The organism is Candidatus Thiodiazotropha sp. LNASS1 (genome assembly GCF_964212655.1).
GTDB lineage: Bacteria > Pseudomonadota > Gammaproteobacteria > Chromatiales > Chromatiaceae > Thiodiazotropha.
The window spans coordinates 1,775,764-1,795,315 of sequence record NZ_OZ156465.1; the positions used below are offsets into that span (position 1 = coordinate 1,775,764).

Genomic DNA, 19,552 nt, shown 5'->3' on the forward strand with positions numbered 1-19,552 from the left:
ATACCGCTTTAACCTAAGAAGTCTCAAACTCACTCATCCAGTGGTGCCATGAAAGGGTCATTGTAATATTGTGCGCCTATATCGAGCCATTCAGCTATCAGTCTTTTCTCCGCGTCACTCAGATAACCCGCATGCACGCCACCGGGATCAAACAGCCCAAGGAAGCGGCCATTATTCGCCGAGCCCGCCTCCATCGAGGCTCCTCCCGGCACCGGCACCGGTGCATCAGGCAGTGGAACAGGATTGCCCGATCCATCCAGGACCAGCTCACCGTTGTCATCGGTTTCATACAGCGGTTGGCCGTTTTCATCCGTTTGCGGCACCAGAATATCAACCAGAATACCGTCCACGACCTGCTGCAGATTATCCGGTACAAGCAACTCCCGATAGGCTGCGAAGTGGTCCGGCTCATCTTCGGATGGACCATCACTCAGATCCAGCTGGGCATCCGGTAACACGGTCACCCCATTGTCATCCGTGTCATGGCAGAGCGTACAGGTATGATCGTCGACCTGGGTATTGGAGGCATCGAATACCGGTCGTGGCAGCGACCATAACGGATGGATATGCTGTTCGTAATGTATGATGGAACGACAGAACACATTCCAGCTGCCGCTACAGGCAGCGTCACTCAGGGGCGACTCCGTCTCCAGGTCCGCATACCGATAGCTGAATTCCGTATCAGGCTCTCTCATGGCCGGATCCGTCCAGACATCGGTGAACAGCAGGTCCAAGGTTGGATCACAAGCGCCGGCTCTGCATTGCAGACGGTTGCGTGTCTGCGCCATGGTCTCTCCGAAATCGCTCCACAGCTCCGGATTGGCATTCGGGAATGGCAGACCGCTACCTGTACTGCCGTTATAGATACTGGGTGGCGCGGCACTCAGTCTGCCATGGGGAAGCGGGTTGTCAGCAGCATGGCAGCCACCGCAACTCACGACCTCTCCCGGCCTGAACTGGAGCCAGAAGCCATGAGGTTGATCGATGCGTCGTCCATTCGCATCGAGTATGGCGAAACTGACGGGAACATTCGCCGGCACCTTCACCTGCACGGAACCATCGGGTTCGATCGGCGCATAGCCGATCACCTCACGCATACCGAACTGCGCGGTCGCGCCAAACGCGCTGTTTGAAAACTCGAGCACATCATCATCGGGGATGGTCACCTGCTTGATGAGGCGCAGAAACCTTGCCGGACGTTGATCCGACCGGGTCTGGGCGGGATCGGCCAGGGTTGGTATATCGGGATCGGCCTCATCCACGCCGTCCAGATCGTAGACACTGCGTATATGCAGCAGGCCGGCCTTGTCCGACACCAGGGCCGGGTCAAGATCGATACCCGCTGTTTTGTCATGTCGGATCGTCGGAACGGCACGCGCCACAGCGATCACCGCATCGGTGTAGATGACACCCTCTTGCGGTTTGACGATCGGTTGTTGGGTCTGCGTATCTCCATCGTAGATATAAAGGCTGTAGAGCGGCGGCGCCGCTTCGGTATCAGGATTGGCAAGACGCTCATCGGTGCAGGGAACGATAATATCATCCTCCAACGCACGGCACTGGCTCCAGCTGATCACCATCCGATCCGTTCCATCAAACAGCGGGTAGGCGCTGCGCAACTGTCCACCGCTCGACAGACTGCCATCGGTGGTGACCTGAAGCGTGGTCGCCTGGGTCTGCGCCGGGCCTGTCAGGCCCGTGTTTTCCCATGTGGGCTGATCATTATCCACATAGTTGGCGCTGTCTATATAGACCAGGTCGCCACCCTCATCGGTACCGTCGAAGGGTAACAGCAACGCCAGAATACGACCATCCGGCATCTCGATCGGGCGCAAGAACTGCACCGTACCACCCCCGGTTCCCGAATCATGACTGTTCAATCCATACAACAGCTCCAACTCGGTGCCATCCGGATTCATGCGATAGAGATGGATGGCATCGTTGCCGTCCGCATTGTTCCAACGACTGAACACAATCTGACCATCGGCAAGGACGCTGGGAGAGAAGTCATGGCTGCGATTGAACGAGATCTGGGTGATATCGGTACCATCGCTGTTCATGACATGGAGAACCATGGCCGGCTCATCAACCGATCTCTCCATGGCGAGATACTGGGGTTTGCCCTCGTCCAGCAGCCGCGCCTTGGCAAGCCGTTGCCTGGTGGAAGAGAAAACGATACGCCCATCGGGCAGATATTGAGGGAAGCGGTCGTGACCATCTTCGGCAGTGATATCCGAGACAATGACACGTCTCAAAGATTGACTTGGAATGTCGTACTCCCAGATATTCCATGTCGGCTGATCCTCTGGCTCGGCATCCTCGATAAGGGGCAGCCTGAGGGAGAACAGCAGCTTGCTACCATCGAACGAGGCACTGACATCACGCACATCACCTTCACCCTCGGTTACCGATCCTGTCAGGTTGACCTCCTCGGCCCCCCCTGCGGCGTAATCCTTCAGATAGAGGTCTCCACCCGCCTCGCTGACCTGACTGACACGGATATCCGTATTGGTTGTCTCAGTAATCGGCCGCTTCACATAGGCAACAGGGTAATCCACGACAACCGGATCCTGCTCCTGGCTGCTGCCACTGCCGCATCCCTGTAAACCGAGGATGAACAAGGCAGCGAATAGGCCTGGCAACGTCGTCATGGCGGCAACCCGTTTCATCTGTAGCTAGCTTCCTCCGGGAAAACTGATCGAACCGTGTCTGATCAACCCATCTGTGGTTAACCATGGATATGTCATCGAACACCATTCAAAACAAGCATTGACTCGTGCTATCGACTAATAAAATCATGGACTTGAGAGTCTACCTCATCGAAGTCGCCAATCAGTGCGCGAGTTCACACACTGTTAAAACAGAAGTCACGTATTCACCACTTTGGATTGACAAAAACAGGGAAAGATATAGAAGGAAAGAGACGGTAAACAAAGACTCGAAGGATGCTTCGAGATTAGTCTAAAGATGGATTTAGGGGCACCTTCATCATGTCATTTCAGGGCCAATACAGAGATAGTATTTCGATTCCTAGAAAGCCACGGCCGTTTTTTATTCTGATTCTGCTATCTCTCTTCACCGTCACCGTATCGGCAGGACCACGTGAACAGGCCAAACGCATGCACGACCGGATAGCCGGGGTACCACCAGGCACTGAAATCCTGGCACAAATGGTCACTGAAATCGAAACCAACGGCGATCCATTGGCAGCTGCCATGATCGCCACAGAGCATCCCGATTTCTACAATGTCACACTGAAGAACTGGGCCACTCCCTGGACCAACGAGGAGATGACACCCTTTGCTCCGCTGAATGACTACAGCGCCACTGTGATCGGAATGGTAAGGGATGATGTTCCTTTCAACCAGTTACTCTCTGCAGACATCCTCTATATCGGCAGCAACGCACCGGCCTACTCCAACAGCAATAACGACCACTATGAGGCGATGGAGACCTTGGGCCTGAACCTCAAGAATGAGCTGCAGCAAACCACCCAGTCGAGTGTGACCGGGCTTCCGCCGGAGGGAACCGCAGGTGTCATCACCACCCGTGCAGCCGCAAGGGCGTTCTTTATCGATGGTACGAATCGAGCCATGTTCCGTTTCACCATGCTCAATCACCTATGCAAGGATCTTGAATTGATCAAGGACCCGACACGGGCCTCCGACCGGATCCGCCAGGACGCCACTCGCAGCCCCGGAGGGGATAGCCGTGTATGGTTCAACAACTGCTTGGGATGTCATGCCGGCATGGCCCCCCTGGCACAGGCCTATGCCTATTACAACTACGAATATACCGATGATCCGGAAACCGGCCGCCTCGCCTACACACGTGATAGCGTGCAACCCAAGTACCTGATCAACAGCAGCGTCTTCAAGGACGGCTATGTCACGACGAATGACGATTGGGATAACTACTGGCGGGAAGGCCCCAATTCGGTGCTGGGCTGGGACCCGAATCTGCCAGGCTCCGGTGCAGGCGCCAAATCGATGGGCGAGGAACTTGCCAACTCCCATGCCTTTGCAGAATGCCAGGTCAGCAAGGCCTTCCAGGCAGTCTGCCTGCGCCCCGCTGTGGACAGCGCTGACCGAACCCGCATCGCGGAGATCACCAGCAGTTTCAAAACCGATTACAACATGAAACGCGTGTTCGCTGAAGCCGCGGTCTATTGCGCAGGGGATTGATTCAGTGATCAAGCAGAAAAACGCACTACATATCACCCTCTCCCTGTTTGCCGTCATCGGACTGCAAGGCTGTCAGGATGGAGTGAGCACCGAGAGTCTGCAACCCACCACGGTCACCACCAGCACCTATACAGGGCCGGCCGCGCGCACCTCCGATATCCAGGGTTTTCGGATCAGTGTATGGGAACCCCTGCGTGGGGAAAACCGATGCGGCTCCTGTCACAACACGGGAGGTCAGGCGCCTCAGTTCGTGCGCGAGGACGATGTCAATCAAGCCTATGAAGCAGCCAATCCCCATGTCAACAGAGAGGAGCCGGATCAATCATCACTGGTCACCAAGGTTGCGAATGGGCATAACTGCTGGGAGGCCAGTGACACCGCTTGTGCCACTATCATCACCAGCTATATCGAATCCTGGGTTGGCGATGGATCCGGTGGTGGACGACAAATCGAACTCGAGCCGCCGCCGAACAAGGTGGTCGGCGAAAGCAAATCATTTCCCGATGATTCCAGCCTTTTTGCGACCTACGTGCACCCGTTGCTGACGGATTACTGCGCCGAGTGTCATGTCGAAGATGCGGCCGCCCCCCAATCACCCTACTTTGCCACCGCCGACAGCGCAATTGCCTATGCCGCGGTAAAGACCTCGATCGACCTGGATACGCCTGTCAATTCCCGCCTTGTGCAGCGTCTCATCGAACTCCACAACTGCTGGGATGATTGTAGTGACAATGCTCAGGAGATGGAGAGCGCCATCGATCAAATGGCCGGCAACATTTCGCCAACCCCCATCGATCCGGACCTGGTCATTAGCCGGGCCCTGAGCCTGCCTGAAGGAACAGTCGCCAGCGGAGGCAGTCGGCAGGAAAATGATGTCGTCGCCCTGTATGAGTTCAAGACAGGTAGCGGCAACATCGCCTACGACACCAGCGGCGTCGACCCCGCGATCAATCTGAGTATCAGCGGCAATGTCACCTGGGTTGAGGGTTGGGGTCTGGACTTCAGCGACGGTAAGGCCCAAGGCAGTACCGGCGACAGCAGTAAAATAGCCCAATTGGTTCAGGCCACAGGAGAGTACACCATAGAGGCATGGGTAGTCCCCGCGAATGTCACTCAGGAGGGGCCCGCTCGGATCATCAGCTACTCCGCCGGTACCGACGTGCGCAACTTCACCCTCGGCCAAACACTCTACAACTACAACTATCTGCACCGCTCCAGCACAACCGATGGCAATGGCGAACCGGCCCACTCCAGTGCTGACGACGATGAAGATCTACAGGCAACGGAACAACACGTGGTGGCTACATTCGATCCCGAAAATGGGCGACGCCTCTATGTGGATGGGGTGTTTACCGATGATCTTGACGAAACCGAACCCGGCAATCTGAATGACTGGGATAACAGCTACGCCCTGGTACTGGGAAATGAGGCCTCCAGTGACCGTCCCTGGACGGGCAAGATACGTCTGTTGGCGATCCACAACCGAGCGCTGACGGCGCAACAGATCAAACAGAATTTTGACGCTGGCGTGGGTGAGAAATACTTCCTGCTGTTCAATGTCACCGATCTGGTCAATCTGCCACAGAGTTATGTGATGTTCGAGGTCAGTCAGTACGACAACTACAGTTATCTGTTCCGTCAGCCTAAATTCATCAGCCTCGATGAAGGCGTGCTGCCAGGCTCCATTCCCCTTGAGGGCATGCGTATCGGCATCAATGGCAAGGAAGCGGCCGTCGGTCAAGCCTACTCACGCTTGGCAATCACCATCAATGACAGCGAATACACCGCCAATGGTCAACGGCTATCGAATATGGCAACCACCATACCCTCGGAAAAGGGCGCCGAGAACGATCAGTTTTTCCTGACATTCGAGCGGTTGGGGACACATACCAATGTCTATTCGGAACCGGCGGTGCTGCCACCGGCTGAGCCGGCGGATGGCGAACCCGCGCCGCTGATCGGTTTACGCACCTTTGATGAGATCAATGCCACCATGTCGTCCCTGACCGGCGTCAATCCCACCCTGGAGGCGGTGCAGACCACCTATACCACGATCAGGCAGCAGCTCCCCTCATCGGAAGACGTCAGTGGCTTCCTCTCATCCCATCAGGTGGCGGTATCGCAACTGGCGATTGAGTATTGCAGTGCCCTGGTCGACGACACGGCTTTGCGGGCCGGGCTGTTTCCCGGTTTCGACTTCAACGCGAACGCCAATGATATTCAGAGTTCCACCTGGCAGAGCCAGGTAGTTGCTCCATTGATGAACCGCTTCATGGGTGAACAGCTGACAACCCAACCCTCACCATCGCTTGTCGAGGGTGAACTGATGAATCTATTGACAGGCAGTGTGGGTCTGGCCCGATGTAGCGGCGGTTGTGATGCGGACCGTACCGAAAAAGCGACCAAGGCAGCCTGTGCCTCACTACTCGGCAGCGCTGTCGTGTTGCTCCAGTAGGATAAAGATCTAATGGATCAGGAATACGCCCCGAACAAGCAGCCTGTGTGGCTAACGGTAAAGAAATCATGCGCAGAAAAGTGAAGAACCTCTCTCCCGATGTCCCATTGCTATATCCGGATCATCCGCGCCCGGTGACGCGTCGGGATTTTATCCGCCAGGGTCTGATAGCGGGATTGGGCGCCGTCACCACCCCTTCACTGTTCGGCCTGTTCGCCAACCCCGGCGAAGCCAGGGCCGCCCTCTCATCCGATCTCGAGGCCCTGAAAAATATCTGCGGCATAGATACCCTTGGCGGTGGCAAGATCCCCTTTATCTGTTTCGATCTCGCGGGCGGGGCCAATATCGCCGGCTCCAATGTGCTGGTGGGCGGCGAGGGAGGCCAGTTCGATTTTCTCACCACGGCCGGTTACAACCGTCTCGGCCTGCCAGGAGACATGGTACCGCCCATTACCAATCCGGATACCGGCCTGAGCGACTTCATCAATACCGAACTGGGTCTTGCCTTCCATTCGGACAGTGCCTTCCTGCGCGGAATTCTGGAAAAGGTCTCGGCAGGCAATCGGGCCAGTATCAATGGCGCCATGATCCCGGCCCGATCGGAAAACGATACCGGCATCAATCCGCACAATCCCATGTACGCCATCAACCGCTGCGGCGCCGACGGTGAATTGTTAACCCTGATAGGATCACGCAGCTCGGATTCCGGCGGCAATTCAGTGGCGCCCGCGGATCAGATTGACCCGACGGTCCGTCCCACCAAGGTCGATCGGCCCAGCGACACCACCGGCCTGGTTGATACCGGCAAGCTTGTAGGCCTGCTCGATCAGTCCGACGCCGTTGCCGTGATGGAGGCGATACAACGTATCTCCGACATGAAACTGAATAGCGTAAACACCGGTATCAGCACCGATGACGTGGTCAAGGAACTGATACGCTGCGGATACGTCAAGAGTGCCGACCTGGTCGACCGTTATGGCGATCCGGCCGCCCTCGATGTCACTGCCGACCCCGATATCATCGGTCCGATCTTCACTCAGGCGGAGTTCGACAATGACGGTGAATTCCGCAAGACCGCATCGGTCATGAAACTGGTTATCAACGGCTATGCCGGTGCCGGCACCATCACCATGGGTGGCTACGACTACCACACCGGCAACCGTGCCGTGGGCGAGATCCGCGATCTGCGCGCCGGACGCTGTATGGGGGCCTGCCTGGAGTATGCCGCGCGTCTCGGCATGCCCCTGATGCTGTATGTCTTCAGTGACGGCTCGGTCTCGAGCAACGGCACCATCGATAACTCCGCGGATGGGCGTGGCAAGGGAGTCTGGACCGGTGACAACCAATCCACCGCCGCTTCTTTCTTCCTGGTCTACAACCCGGGGGGTCAACCCTTGCTTGCGGGAGCTTCAGTGGATGATCAGTTGCGTCATCAGCAAATCGGCCACTTCTCCGCCGATGGGGCGGTGGACAACGGTTCCAGCCCGGCCGCCAACAATGTCAATCAATTGGTGCTGACTGTGGCGCTGAACTATCTGGCGCTGCATGGCGAACAGGGGCAGTTCAACACCCTGTTCGGTACCAGTCTCGGCAATACCGCCATGCTGGACAGCTTGACCGCGTTCAATCCAATCGTATAACTGGACACAGGTCTGCCAAGAAGCCGCTGGTATATGCCGGCATCTTGCATGGCTGCCATTCATCGGCCGAATTGATTAGAATCGCCGATCTGTAACTTCACCACCACCCACGAGGCGTATTGAGCAGGATGGAGCGACTGGCTCATGATTACATCGTCTGGAATGCTGACCCGACACTTCTCTCATTTGCCGGGCTCGATATCCGATGGTATGGCGTATTGTTCGCCACCGCCTATCTCTTGGGATACCAACTAATCCATTGGATCTACCAGCGTGAGGGACGCGACTCTCAATCCCTTGAGCGACTTTCACTCTACCTGGTGATCGGCACAATTGTCGGCGCTCGGTTGGGGCATTGTCTGCTCTATGATCCCACTTACTATCTAACTCACCCATTGAAGATACTCGCCATCTGGGAGGGAGGCTTGGCGAGCCATGGCGGCGGACTGGGCGTCATGTTGGCCCTCTACCTGCATAAGCGTCAGACAGCGGAATCCTACCTCTGGTTACTGGACAGGTTCGCTATCCCCACCGCCCTGGCCGGGGCCTTCATTCGCCTGGGCAATCTGTTCAACTCGGAGATCTATGGCATGGAAACCTTGCTGCCCTGGGCGATTGTATTCGAGCGTATCGATAATCTACCGAGACACCCGGCCCAGCTCTATGAGGCCATCGCCTACGCCATCGTTTTCCTTCTCTTATTGACCCTTTATCGACGCAGCGATAGCACCGCTAAACCGGGATTCCTATTTGCCGTCTTCCTGCTTACGGTATTCAGCACAAGGTTCGCCATCGAGTTTGTCAAAGAGAAACAGGCGACCTATGCCATCGACCATTGGATAAATACAGGCCAATTATTGAGCCTTCCCTTTATCCTGGCGGGATGCGTGTTGCTGATTATTGCCCTGAGACCCCCAAGGCATCAAAGCGTCGTACATAGGCCAGATTGATCATGAAATCAGGCACTGAATCGGTGGTGAGATTTTCGCCGATTGAGATATCGATGCGGTGGGAGTCCGCTTCCAAGTGAATCGATCCCCCAACCGTCAACATCAATGCAGTACCCCCGAGCTGGTCCAGCTTGCTGTCGTAATGTGAAGAGTGGGCATCGACCTGCGCCTTGAGATCCAACCAGCTCATTGGCCGCCAACCCACTCCCAGGGCGCAAAAAAACACAACATCCCGCTGCAGATCCTGCAACAGGTCAGCCTTACCTTTCAGCAGGAGACCCGCTTGGCCATAGATATCCAGAGGCCATTGCCACAACATTCGTTGCTCCGAGCCGCTTGCCCACAAAGCCAGATCCGCTGCTCCACTGCCCAGCAGCGCATCAGCGTCTCCGCTGGGCAGTTTAAGGCTTGCATGGAGCGCCAATCGCCTGCCACTGTCAGCAGCTACATCCACCGCATGGGAGAGCGTGAGCACTAGATCCCCTACTCCACTCTTTTTCCGGTCGACCAGTATCTGCTCGCCCCGGTCGTTTTCATAGCGAAAAACCAAACGATTTCTGGACCAGTCATTGCGATCGGAATTGGACAATCCAAAAATATCGTGCCAATTTTCGATCAGGCCATCCATCAAACCTTCACGATGAGTCAGGAAAGGCAGTTCGATACCGAACTGCCAGTCCTCCGCAATCCCCCGCTTCCATATCAACGCCAACCGGTATGTTTCCCCATCCAGCCTGATCCGTTCACCATCCGAGTCGCTCTGTATGGAGTTGTTGGCGATATCCGCAGTCAACTGCAGATAAGAATCGTTGTGCGCCAACAGATGGGATGAGGCCATAGCCGGTAAACCGTAGATGAGGGTGAAGGGGTTCATATTGCGCACATGGAACGGATCGACATTTCCACTGTCCGCTTGTGATGGGAGAGAGAGCAGCCCAAACAGGGCGAGGTAATACATATTCCGCAGGATGGCTATCAAGATCGTTCCTCGGCATCTATCGACAGGCATCCAACACAAAGACAGCCTGTACACTCTGTTCAATAAACAATAATCATTTATAATTCAGCCACATATCAGCCTAAATTGACCACTAGTCTTTAGCTGATCCGAGCACTATCATTACAGTGCCCGCTGTGTGGCGAATAAGATTCACATAACCTATCATGATGTTTGGGCATAAAATACCAACTTTACATTTCAACCTGTGACTATGATCGCAAACGCAACGCATTAATTCATATAGATTTATTGTTTCATGACGCTGCTTAAAATGATCTGGGAATCAATATCTTGAAGACATTAATCCGAAATGCACTTCTGCTGCTTTGCTGCCTCGGTTTTTCTCTCTCTGCCGAGCCTTTGAGTGATAAGGGTAAGGGCCTTGACACACAGGTTGAGGATCTGAAAAAGGCTGTGATCGAGCTCAATCGAGAACTCTTCATCCTGGAGGAGGAGCTGCTGTTCCCAGGCAATACCCAGGTATCGATCTTCCTCTCCCTGGATATCGGCAACTATTTTAAACTTGACTCTGTGCAATTGCATATAGACAACAAGGAACTCACCAACCATCTCTATACCGAGCGGGAGGTGAAGGCACTGCAACGGGGTGGCGTACAACGCCTCTACCTGGGGAACATCAAGTCGGGTGAACATGAACTGGTTGCCTTCTTCACAGGAGTAGGCCCGAAGGGAAGAGATTACAAACGGGGTGCGACTGTCAGCTTTAGCAAAGGGATCGGCCCTAAATACCTGGAGCTGAAAATCGTCGACAGTGTCGCCCTGCAACAGCCGGACTTTGAAATCCGGGAGTGGGAGTAATACGGGTGCTATCCGGCCTGACCTCCCGCATTCTTCTCACGCTCTCACTCGCCACCCCTCTCTGCACAACTGCGGATATTACTACCGGCGAGCCTGAGGAACTGCGTGACCTGCACTATGGCGATGCCCTGTTTCAGCTCTATCAGCAGAACTATTTTCCCGCTATCGTTCGCCTTCTTGCCGCCAGAAAACAGGGATTGATGCAGGCCTATGCGGATGAACCCGAGTTGCTACTCGGCGGACTCTATCTGGCCTATGGCATGCCGAATACGGCAGAAGCACTGTTCAACAGAATTCTGCAAAACAGCAAATCTCCAGAAGTGTTGAACCGCGCCTGGTTACAGCTGGGCAAATCCCGCCATCGCCGGGGTAACATGAAGGCTGCAAAAAGCGCTTTAAACCAGATCGATGAAAATCTGAAGCCTGAAGCCAATGACGAAAAGCACCATTTAAGCGGCCTTATCGGCTTACTGCAGAAAAATGAATCTGATGCGCTCGCTGACCTCAACAAAATTTCACAGCAAAGCGAATGGACACTGTATGGCCGTTACAATCAGGCCATCGCTTACCTGCGCAACGATCAACCGGAGAAGGTATTGGCCTTGCTGCAGGAGATCGGTAGCGGGATTGATGAAAATGATGACAATGAGGAAAAATCCATAAGGGACAGAGCAAATCTTGCCTTGGGTTACCTCTTCTTGGAGCTGCAGCAACCGGCAAATGCACAACAGGCGCTACAACGTGTCCGTCTCAACAGCCCAGCCAGCAGCCAGGCGTTGTTGGGTTTGGGATGGGCCTCACTCCAACTTGGTGAGCAGGAGCGGGCGCTGCCCCCCTGGCAACTCCTCGCTGAACGCAATGCCAGTGATCCAGCTGTGCTGGAGGCAAAGCTCGCTATTCCCTATGTACTCTCCCAACTGGCGGCCGAACAGCAGTCGTTGCAGGGTTATCGCGATGCCATCACAACCTATGACGCCTCTCTCACTCAACTGGATCAGCTGCTCAGCCAAGTAAGAGATGACGAGTTCCCTGACAATCTGCTAGTCGATAACGACACGGGAATCGATTCACCAAAGCGCTCGCTGTTGTCCTATCTTCTCTCCGGCAATGCCTTTCAGGAACGACTGCAGGACTACCGCGACTTGGGCCACATGGAGAATAATCTTCAGCAGTGGCGGGAAAAAATCAGTTTATATCGCACAATGCTCAGTAACCAATTGGTGGCATATAATCAGAAACTGCCTCGTGTTGATGAACACCTGAAAGGAGAGAATCTGAAACAGGTCGTTGACAGAAAAGAGCAGTTGAAGAGACTCTACGAACAGGTTGCAACAACAGAAGAACCGCCATTTGCCCTTGCCAATCGGCAGGAGAAAGCCTGGATTGAGCGAATCAATAAAATCAAACGGATCATTAAACAACACGACACTGGCGGACGGCTGGCGCCTCAAAAAGAGATGGCGCGTTTGATGGAAGGTATTCTCACCTGGCGGATAGCCACTGAACATCCCGCCAGAGTCTGGTCATTGAAGAAACAGATGATCGAGTTGGAACAAAACATTGAGACGGCACATCAAAAGGAGAGCGAACTAGCCAAGGCCCGCGCCGAGGCCGAGGGCCGATTCGATGCGTTCTCCAGCCGTATCGAACAACTCGAGAAGACTCTGCCGGGGCTTCATAGGCAGGTGAAGGCATTACGGCAAGACGAGACTGAGCTGTTGCGGGAGATGGCACTTGAAAGACTCGAACAACGGCGCAGCCTGATCAACAACTATCTTGTCCAGGCCAGATTCGGCGTCGCCAACCTGCTGGATATCAGCAGCGCAAGAGCAGGGGGGGAGAAATGAGGCTGTCACTCTCGATTTCTCTACTCGGCATCGCACTCTCTGGGTGTGCAAACCTGCCGATGTCAGGCAAATCGAAATCCGATGAACCCACCCTTGCGGATATTCAAAAGCAACCGATAAAGGTCGAAAAACAGGCACTCACCCCCACTGACCGTAACGAAGTTATAGAAAATTATCGTGCCATCCTGGAATTGAATCCCGATCAACGACTCAACAGTGAAGCGACCCGTCGTTTGGCGGACCTCGAACTGGAGCGCAGTGAAACCAAGCTGTTGCAATCAACGGACGAGCCTGTCCCCAGCGATGCAGAGTTATCCAAGTCGATCAAATTGTATGAATCCTTGTTGCGTAAGGATCCAAACTATGCCTCACGGGACCTGGTGCTGTATCAACTGGCCAGGGCATATGAGCTGAAAGGTGACATAAACACCATGATGCTGACCCTGCGCGCCCTGGTCACACAACACCCCGACAGCCCCTATTGGCAGGAAGCACAGTTCCGACGTGGCGAACATTTTTTCGTCGTACAGCAGTTCAACCGCGCCGAATCGGCATACAAAGCCATTCTTCAGCAACGCAAGGAGACACCCTACTACGATCGGGCGCTTTTCAAACATGGCTGGTCACTGTTCAAACAGCGAAATATCGAACAGGGACTCGATTCATTCACACAGCTACTTGATCGAAACCTGAAAGAGAAGCGGCAGATTGATGTCGGTAAACTCTCTCCTGCAGATCAGAAGCTGCTGAAAGAGACCATCAGAGTCATTAGCCTGACCTTCTCTGAACTCGGTGGCGCAAAGCGTATCAGCCGATATTTCGACAATAAGGGTCACCGGAACTATGAGTACATGATCTATCAGGGACTGGGTGACCTCTACCTTAAGCAGGAACGTATCCAGGATGCGGCAGACGCCTATCTGGCCTTCGTGGACCTCTCCCCGGACCATCCCCAGTCACCGCGCCTGTCAGTAAAGGTGGTCGACATCTATACCGAGAATGGCTTCCCGAGACGCGCCATCGAAAGTAAAAAATCATTTGTCCAACACTACGCCGTTGGGAGTGATGCCTGGAACAAACAGGATGGAAAGAATCAGGCCTGGTTGAATCAGCAATTGAGGAACTATCTGAAGGAGCTTGCTGAATACCACCATGCATTGGCCCAGGAATACAAAAAAAGCAAGGATAGGAAAATCGCTGCACAGCAGACAAAACAAGGCGCCGAAGCTGCCCGTTGGTATCGGTTGTACCTGGATACATTCTCCGATGATCCGACTGCGGGTAGCATCAGTTTCCTGCTCGGTGAACTGCTGTTCGAATTAAAAAAGTATCCTGAAGCCGTCATTGCCTATGAAGACAGCGCATACCGTCTGCCGGCCCATGACAAACAGGCTGAAGCGGGCTATGCCGCCCTCCTCGCCTACGCCGCTCAGAGTAAACAGCTGCCGGAAGACAAACGGGAGGCTTGGCGCCGGCAGGGTGTCGAGAGCGCCCTGAAATATTGCGACATCTTTCCCAAGGATCCACGCAGAGCCTCGGTATTGACAGAGGCGGCCGATCAATTGCTACAACTCAACCAGGTAGGACGCGCCCGGGGCGCCGCGCTACAGGTCGCCAATCAAACCCCGCCTGCCGCGAAAAAACTGCGGCGCACTGCCTGGACAATAGCCGCACATGCCGCGTTCGAGCAAAAGGATTACCCGGCTGCTGAAACCGCCTATCAACAGGCACTGAAGCTGCTACCCGGCAAGGCCAAGGAGAAAAAACTTCTTGAGGAGAGGCTGGCTGCAAGCATCTACCAACAGGGTGCGGCATTACGCTCCCAGGGCAATCACAAAGGGGCGGCTCAAGCCTTTATGCGTATCGGTAAGCAGGCACCGAAAGCAGAGATATTGTCCACTGCAGAATATGATGCCGCCGCCAGCCTGATCGCTGCAGGAGACTGGGCCGGTTCGGTTAAAATCCTCGAATCCTATAAGGCCAAATACCCGAAAAGCGAGTTGATACCGGAGGTCAACAGTAAACTGGCTGTCGCCTACATGGAGACCAAGCAACCACTTAAGGCGGCAGCGGAACTGGCGACTCTGTCCACCCAGGCATCATCCCCCGAATTACGCCGCGAGGCCGGCTGGCGCTCTGCGGAATTGTATAACAAAGCGGGCAAAGAGAAACAGGCGATTGCCGCTTACAAAAGCTATATCAAGGCCTTTCCGGCTCCGGTTGAACAAGCGATGGAGGGAGGACAAAAACTGGTTGAGCTTTACCATAAGAGAGGTGAAAAGGGTAAACGTGACTGGTGGCTGAAAGAATTGATCAAGATCGATGCAGGTGCTGGAAAGCAACGCAGTGACCGCACGCGCTACCTGGCGGCTCAAGCGTCTTTGCAACTTGCTGAGGCAAACATGAAGCGTTTCCAGGGTATTAAGCTGAAGGCGCCACTGGAGAAAAATCTGAAACGTAAAAAGCAACAAATGCAGACTGCCATCAGCGCCTATAAAAAGGCAATCAAGTATGGTGTGGCTGAGGTCACGACCAGTGCCACTTACAAAATCGGTGAAATGTACCGACAGTTCGGGACAGCCCTGATGGAGTCCGAAAGACCGAAGGGATTGAACACGGATGAATTGGAGCAATACGAGATCCTGCTGGAAGAGCAGGCCTTTCCGTTTGAAGAGAAAGCGATCTCGCTCTACGAATCAAATATCGAAAGAGTGTCCAGCGGCATCTATGACGAATGGGTAAAAAAGAGCTTCAATGCACTGGCAAAACTGTTACCCGGGCGCTATGCAAAACAGGAGAAGCGGGAGGCGTGGATCGATGCAATCAATTAGTATCCATCCACGCATACGGACAGGCATCAAACTTGTCTCGGGAATCTTCTGCATTATCCTGGTTCTTTCTGGTTGCAGTACCACCACTCCCGCGATTAAAGATGATACCAGCACTGCTAATAGCGAGACTCGTCCTCGCCAGCCGAGCAGCGCCGATCCACAACTGCAAAAGCGCTTCGATGCGGCTGTCGCACTGATGCGTCAGGATAAAGTCGACAAGGCGAAACTGAACCTGCAGGCACTGATCGATCAGAACCCGCGTTTGCCCGGCCCCTATATCAATCTGGGTATCATACAGCTGAATGAAGGTGAACCGGCCAAGGCCGCAGCATCTTTTACCACAGCCCTTGAACTAAAACCGGACAGCCTGCCTGCCCGCAATCAACTGGGTGTAGCACTCAGGATGCAGGGGAAGTTTCAGGAGGCAGAAAAGACCTATCACACGGCCCTGGAAATCGAACCCGATTACCTGCTCGCTCACCGTAATCTAGGGATTCTTTATGATCTCTACCTGAGCAAACCCGAACAGGCGCTGGAGCACTATAAGCGATGCCAGGCATTGGGTGATTCGAACGAAAAAGAGATTGCTGGCTGGATCCTGGATCTCGAACGACGCATTAACTCATCAAAATAGCGGAAAGCGGATATGATGAATAGGCTACATAAAAGAGTGATGATGATAGCAATGACTGTGTTGTTGCTGTCGTCACATAATCTGCATGCGGAACAGCGTCTCGACCTGGAGGGCACAGCCATCTTCGGCAACAAAGAGTCGCCGAATATACTCTATGTTGTGCCCTGGCGTTCGGCCAAGCGCCTCACCAATATGATGCCCCCAGAAACAGGTCGCAGAGATGAGCTGTTTGCTCCGCTGGACCGTGATGTATTTCGCAGACAGATCGATTGGTACCAGACATTTAGTGAAAAACCGTAAAGAATCTATTGCTTGGTGCCGCATGACTGAAACAACCCGACTTCTTGCATCAGATGTGTGTTTTTTATCCACCACTGGATGCATGTATTTACAGTAAACCGATATTCAGGTGTTAAACAACGGAGAATCCTATGGAGCTCATCGACCCCATCATCCGATTTTTTCAGGAAGGCGGACTCTTTATGTACCCTATCCTGCTGATCTTTGCAGGGGGCGTGGCGATAGCCATCGAACGCTGGGTCTTTCTCACCATACAGACCGGCAGCAACAAGCGCACCTGGAGAAGGGTCCTGCCCCATCTCAATGACGGCGACTTCAAGTCCGCCATGGAGACCGCCAACAAATCCAAGACCGCCATCGGCACCATGTTGACCTACGGCCTGGCACGGGCACGTACCGCAAGGCGCCGGGACGATGTCGAAGTGGCCATGGAGGAGGGATTGATGGAGGCGATCCCGCGGATGGAAAAACGCACCCACTATCTCAGCACACTCGCCAACATCGCTACCCTGCTCGGCCTGTTGGGCACCATCATCGGTCTGATTCAGGCCTTTACCGCCGTCTCCAACGCCGATCCCGCGGAGAAAGCGGACCTGCTGTCAGCAAGTATCTCGGTAGCCATGAACACCACCGCCTTCGGATTGATGGCGGCCATCCCCCTGTTGCTGGTCTATGCCCTGCTGCAGAGTAAGACCACCGCCATCGTCGACAGCCTGGAAATGGCCTCAGTGAAATTCCTCAATATCTTCAGCGAACAGGCATTCAGCACACGGAGCAAGGCATGAGAGAACGGCTGAGGCGCCATCGACACGGGGAAGAGCTGAACATTACAGCCTTCCTCAACCTGATGGTGATCCTGATTCCCTTTTTGTTGATCACCGCCGCGTTTTCCAGGTTTTCCATTATCGAGCTCTATCTGCCCCCGGCCAGTGAAGGCACCCTGAAGGCGATCAAAGAGCTTCAGCTGGAAGTGATCATCCGCCCCGACAGCCTCGAAGTTGCGGATCGGGAAGGCGGCCTGATCAGACGTCTGAAGAACACCCCGGATGGTTACGACGTAAAAGGTTTGAACGAGCTACTGGTTCAGATCAAGGTACGCTTTCAGGATAAACGCAACATCTTCATCCTATCGGAACCGAATACCAAATACGAAACCATGGTGCAGGTGATGGATGCCGTACGCATGACAGAGAACTTGGAAGCCGGAACCGTCGTTCAGTATGAATTGTTTCCCGATATTGCGTTGGGCGATGCCCCGCCGGTAGCCGCGCAGAAGCAGGACGAAGGTAACGCATCATGAAGATGTCACGCCGGGCAAAACGCATGGATCGTCATCATCGGCGAAACAAAGGCCATGCCGTACTCAACCTGGTCTCCCTGATGGATATCTTTACCATCCTGGTCTTCTTCCTGCTGGTCAATTCCGGTGAGGTTCAAGTGCTACCCAACGCAAAGGCATTGAGCCTGCCCGAGTCGGCGGCAAGCTTGAAACCCCGCGAGACCTTGGTGGTGATGGTCAATCACAATGAAATCCTGGTACAGGGCCACCGGGTCATGGATCTTGCACAACCCTTGCCCACCGGTACCACGCTGCCCGCCTTGAAGAGCGAACTGCAGCGTCATGCGGAGAGATCCAAAACGAGTAGCCTGGAACCCTTCAGAGGCAAGATCACCATCATGGGTGAGAAAACGATTCCCTATACCCTGCTGAAGCGTGTCATGGCAACCTGCGCCGAGTCTGAATATCCCAACGTATCCCTGGCGGTATTGAGAAAGAATGAAAAGCCCAATGGAGGACAGCCGCTGTGAGCGCCTCCTATCGACACTCCACCTATCTACCCTGGTACACGGCATCCGCCGACGAGCGGCGATTTCAGATCATTGCCCTGGTGGTACTCATCATTGCACTGCTTTCAGGCACCATTGTACCGATGATCGAGCTGCCGGAAAAAGAGCGCTTCAAGAAACAGACCCTGCCGCCCCGGTTGGCGAGACTGATCCTTGAGCAGAAGAAAGAGCCGCCGAAACCAAAGAAGATCGTCAAGAAGAAGCTGCCGGAACCCGAGAAGAAGAAACCGGAGAAGAAGAAGCCGGAAGAGAAGAAGAAACCCGAACCGCAAAAGCCGCCGGAAAAGCAGGTGGCGAAGAAAAAGCCGACTAAAGAGGACGCGCGTAAGAAAGCGGCAAGCGCGGGCCTGCTTGCCTTTGCCGATCAATTGGCGGACCTGCGCGAAGAACAGATCGAATCGAGTGTCAAGGGTGTACAGAAACTATCGACCACCGGTAAGAAGACATACCGCAGCCAACGTTCGATCATCTCGTCCGGTGTCGCCAGTGGAAGTGGCGGGATCAATACCGCAGCCCTGAGCAGTGAGACGGGAGGCGCCGGACTCTCGGGACGTCGAACGACCGAGGTGCAGAGTAGCGCCATCAGTGAGGAGACAAAAGCGGCGGCCCGTGGAAAGGGCAAAGGCAAGAATTTCAAAGGGAATCGTACCCGTGAAGAGATACAGGTGGTCTTCGATCAGAACAAAGGGGCTGTCTACGCGCTCTACAATCGCGCCTTGCGGAAAGACCCCACACTGCGCGGCAAGGTAGTGTTGGAGTTGACGATAACACCTGCCGGAAAGGTAACCAAGTGCGTCATACTTTCATCCGAGTTGAACGATACAAAACTGGAACGTAAGCTGGTGTCACGTATCAAGCTGTTTAAGTTTCCCGCCAAGGACGTAGATACCGCGGTGGTCTCCTATCCCATCGATTTTCTGCCCTCTTGATGCATCGATTATCCACCTGCAACAGCATTTCGCTTTGCAGGCGGTTGATGATTTCTGGTTTACTCAACAACCACTAGTCAAATGGCGAACGGGCTGAATAAAGCAAGCCGCAAAC

Annotated in this window: 15 protein-coding genes; 13 read left to right on the forward strand and 2 right to left on the reverse strand. The window is 54.3% G+C overall.

Features of this window, described 5'->3' with window-relative positions:
* Positions 1-29: 29 nt before the first annotated feature.
* Positions 30-2,669: a hypothetical protein gene (locus tag AB8516_RS07735; RefSeq protein ID WP_369159578.1), complete on the reverse strand. Its 2,640-nt coding sequence runs from the start codon at positions 2,667-2,669 to the stop codon at positions 30-32.
* A gap of 321 nt (positions 2,670-2,990) precedes the next feature.
* Between AB8516_RS07735 and AB8516_RS07740 the strand changes: the two genes are divergently transcribed.
* The 4 genes from AB8516_RS07740 to lgt all read left to right on the forward strand — a co-directional run bounded on the left by AB8516_RS07740 (position 2,991) and on the right by lgt (position 9,229).
* A complete protein-coding gene (locus AB8516_RS07740; RefSeq protein ID WP_369159580.1) occupies positions 2,991-4,184 on the forward strand; it encodes a hypothetical protein in 1,194 nt (397 codons plus the stop codon).
* A gap of 4 nt (positions 4,185-4,188) precedes the next feature.
* Positions 4,189-6,639: a LamG domain-containing protein gene (locus AB8516_RS07745; RefSeq protein WP_369159582.1), complete on the forward strand. Its 2,451-nt coding sequence runs from the start codon at positions 4,189-4,191 to the stop codon at positions 6,637-6,639.
* A gap of 47 nt (positions 6,640-6,686) precedes the next feature.
* Positions 6,687-8,279, forward strand: coding sequence for a hypothetical protein (locus AB8516_RS07750; protein WP_369159584.1), 1,593 nt, complete (start codon positions 6,687-6,689; stop codon positions 8,277-8,279).
* A gap of 128 nt (positions 8,280-8,407) precedes the next feature.
* Positions 8,408-9,229: a prolipoprotein diacylglyceryl transferase gene (gene lgt, locus AB8516_RS07755; RefSeq protein ID WP_369159586.1), complete on the forward strand. Its 822-nt coding sequence runs from the start codon at positions 8,408-8,410 to the stop codon at positions 9,227-9,229.
* Here the strand turns inward: lgt and AB8516_RS07760 are convergent.
* The gene (locus AB8516_RS07760) at positions 9,177-10,208 is read right to left on the reverse strand and encodes a DUF3187 family protein (RefSeq protein ID WP_369159588.1); all 1,032 of its coding nucleotides are present in this window, start codon (positions 10,206-10,208) and stop codon (positions 9,177-9,179) included. The genes lgt and AB8516_RS07760 overlap by 53 nt on opposite strands.
* Before the next feature lie 312 nt (positions 10,209-10,520).
* Between AB8516_RS07760 and AB8516_RS07765 the strand changes: the two genes are divergently transcribed.
* The 9 genes from AB8516_RS07765 (at position 10,521) to AB8516_RS07805 (ending at position 19,437) form a co-directional block, all read left to right on the forward strand.
* A complete protein-coding gene (locus AB8516_RS07765; protein WP_069120186.1) occupies positions 10,521-11,048 on the forward strand; it encodes an AraC family transcriptional regulator in 528 nt (175 codons plus the stop codon).
* Between the two features lie 5 nt (positions 11,049-11,053).
* Positions 11,054-12,895 carry a tetratricopeptide repeat protein gene (locus AB8516_RS07770; protein WP_369159590.1) on the forward strand — a complete coding sequence of 614 codons (1,842 nt, stop codon included), beginning with the start codon at positions 11,054-11,056 and terminating at the stop codon, positions 12,893-12,895.
* Positions 12,892-15,726, forward strand: a complete 2,835-nt coding sequence (locus tag AB8516_RS07775) for a tetratricopeptide repeat protein (RefSeq protein ID WP_369159592.1) — start codon at positions 12,892-12,894, stop codon at positions 15,724-15,726. The genes AB8516_RS07770 and AB8516_RS07775 overlap by 4 nt, the downstream gene beginning before the upstream one ends.
* Positions 15,713-16,360, forward strand: a complete 648-nt coding sequence (locus AB8516_RS07780; protein WP_369159594.1) for a tetratricopeptide repeat protein — start codon at positions 15,713-15,715, stop codon at positions 16,358-16,360. The genes AB8516_RS07775 and AB8516_RS07780 overlap by 14 nt, the downstream gene beginning before the upstream one ends.
* A 12-nt stretch (positions 16,361-16,372) precedes the next feature.
* On the forward strand, positions 16,373-16,660 hold the full coding sequence (locus AB8516_RS07785) for a hypothetical protein (RefSeq protein WP_369159596.1): 288 nt from the start codon (positions 16,373-16,375) through the stop codon (positions 16,658-16,660).
* 131 nt (positions 16,661-16,791) lie between these two features.
* Complete coding sequence (locus tag AB8516_RS07790; RefSeq protein ID WP_108292606.1) at positions 16,792-17,445, forward strand: MotA/TolQ/ExbB proton channel family protein; 654 nt, start codon at positions 16,792-16,794, stop codon at positions 17,443-17,445.
* Positions 17,442-17,960 (forward strand): biopolymer transporter ExbD, encoded by a 519-nt coding sequence (locus AB8516_RS07795; RefSeq protein WP_108292608.1) that lies wholly within the window; start codon positions 17,442-17,444, stop codon positions 17,958-17,960. The genes AB8516_RS07790 and AB8516_RS07795 overlap by 4 nt, the downstream gene beginning before the upstream one ends.
* Positions 17,957-18,469: a biopolymer transporter ExbD gene (locus AB8516_RS07800; protein ID WP_108292610.1), complete on the forward strand. Its 513-nt coding sequence runs from the start codon at positions 17,957-17,959 to the stop codon at positions 18,467-18,469. Before AB8516_RS07795 ends, AB8516_RS07800 begins: the two co-directional genes overlap by 4 nt.
* Positions 18,466-19,437 carry an AgmX/PglI C-terminal domain-containing protein gene (locus AB8516_RS07805; protein WP_108292612.1) on the forward strand — a complete coding sequence of 324 codons (972 nt, stop codon included), beginning with the start codon at positions 18,466-18,468 and terminating at the stop codon, positions 19,435-19,437. Before AB8516_RS07800 ends, AB8516_RS07805 begins: the two co-directional genes overlap by 4 nt.
* Positions 19,438-19,552 lie beyond the last annotated feature (115 nt).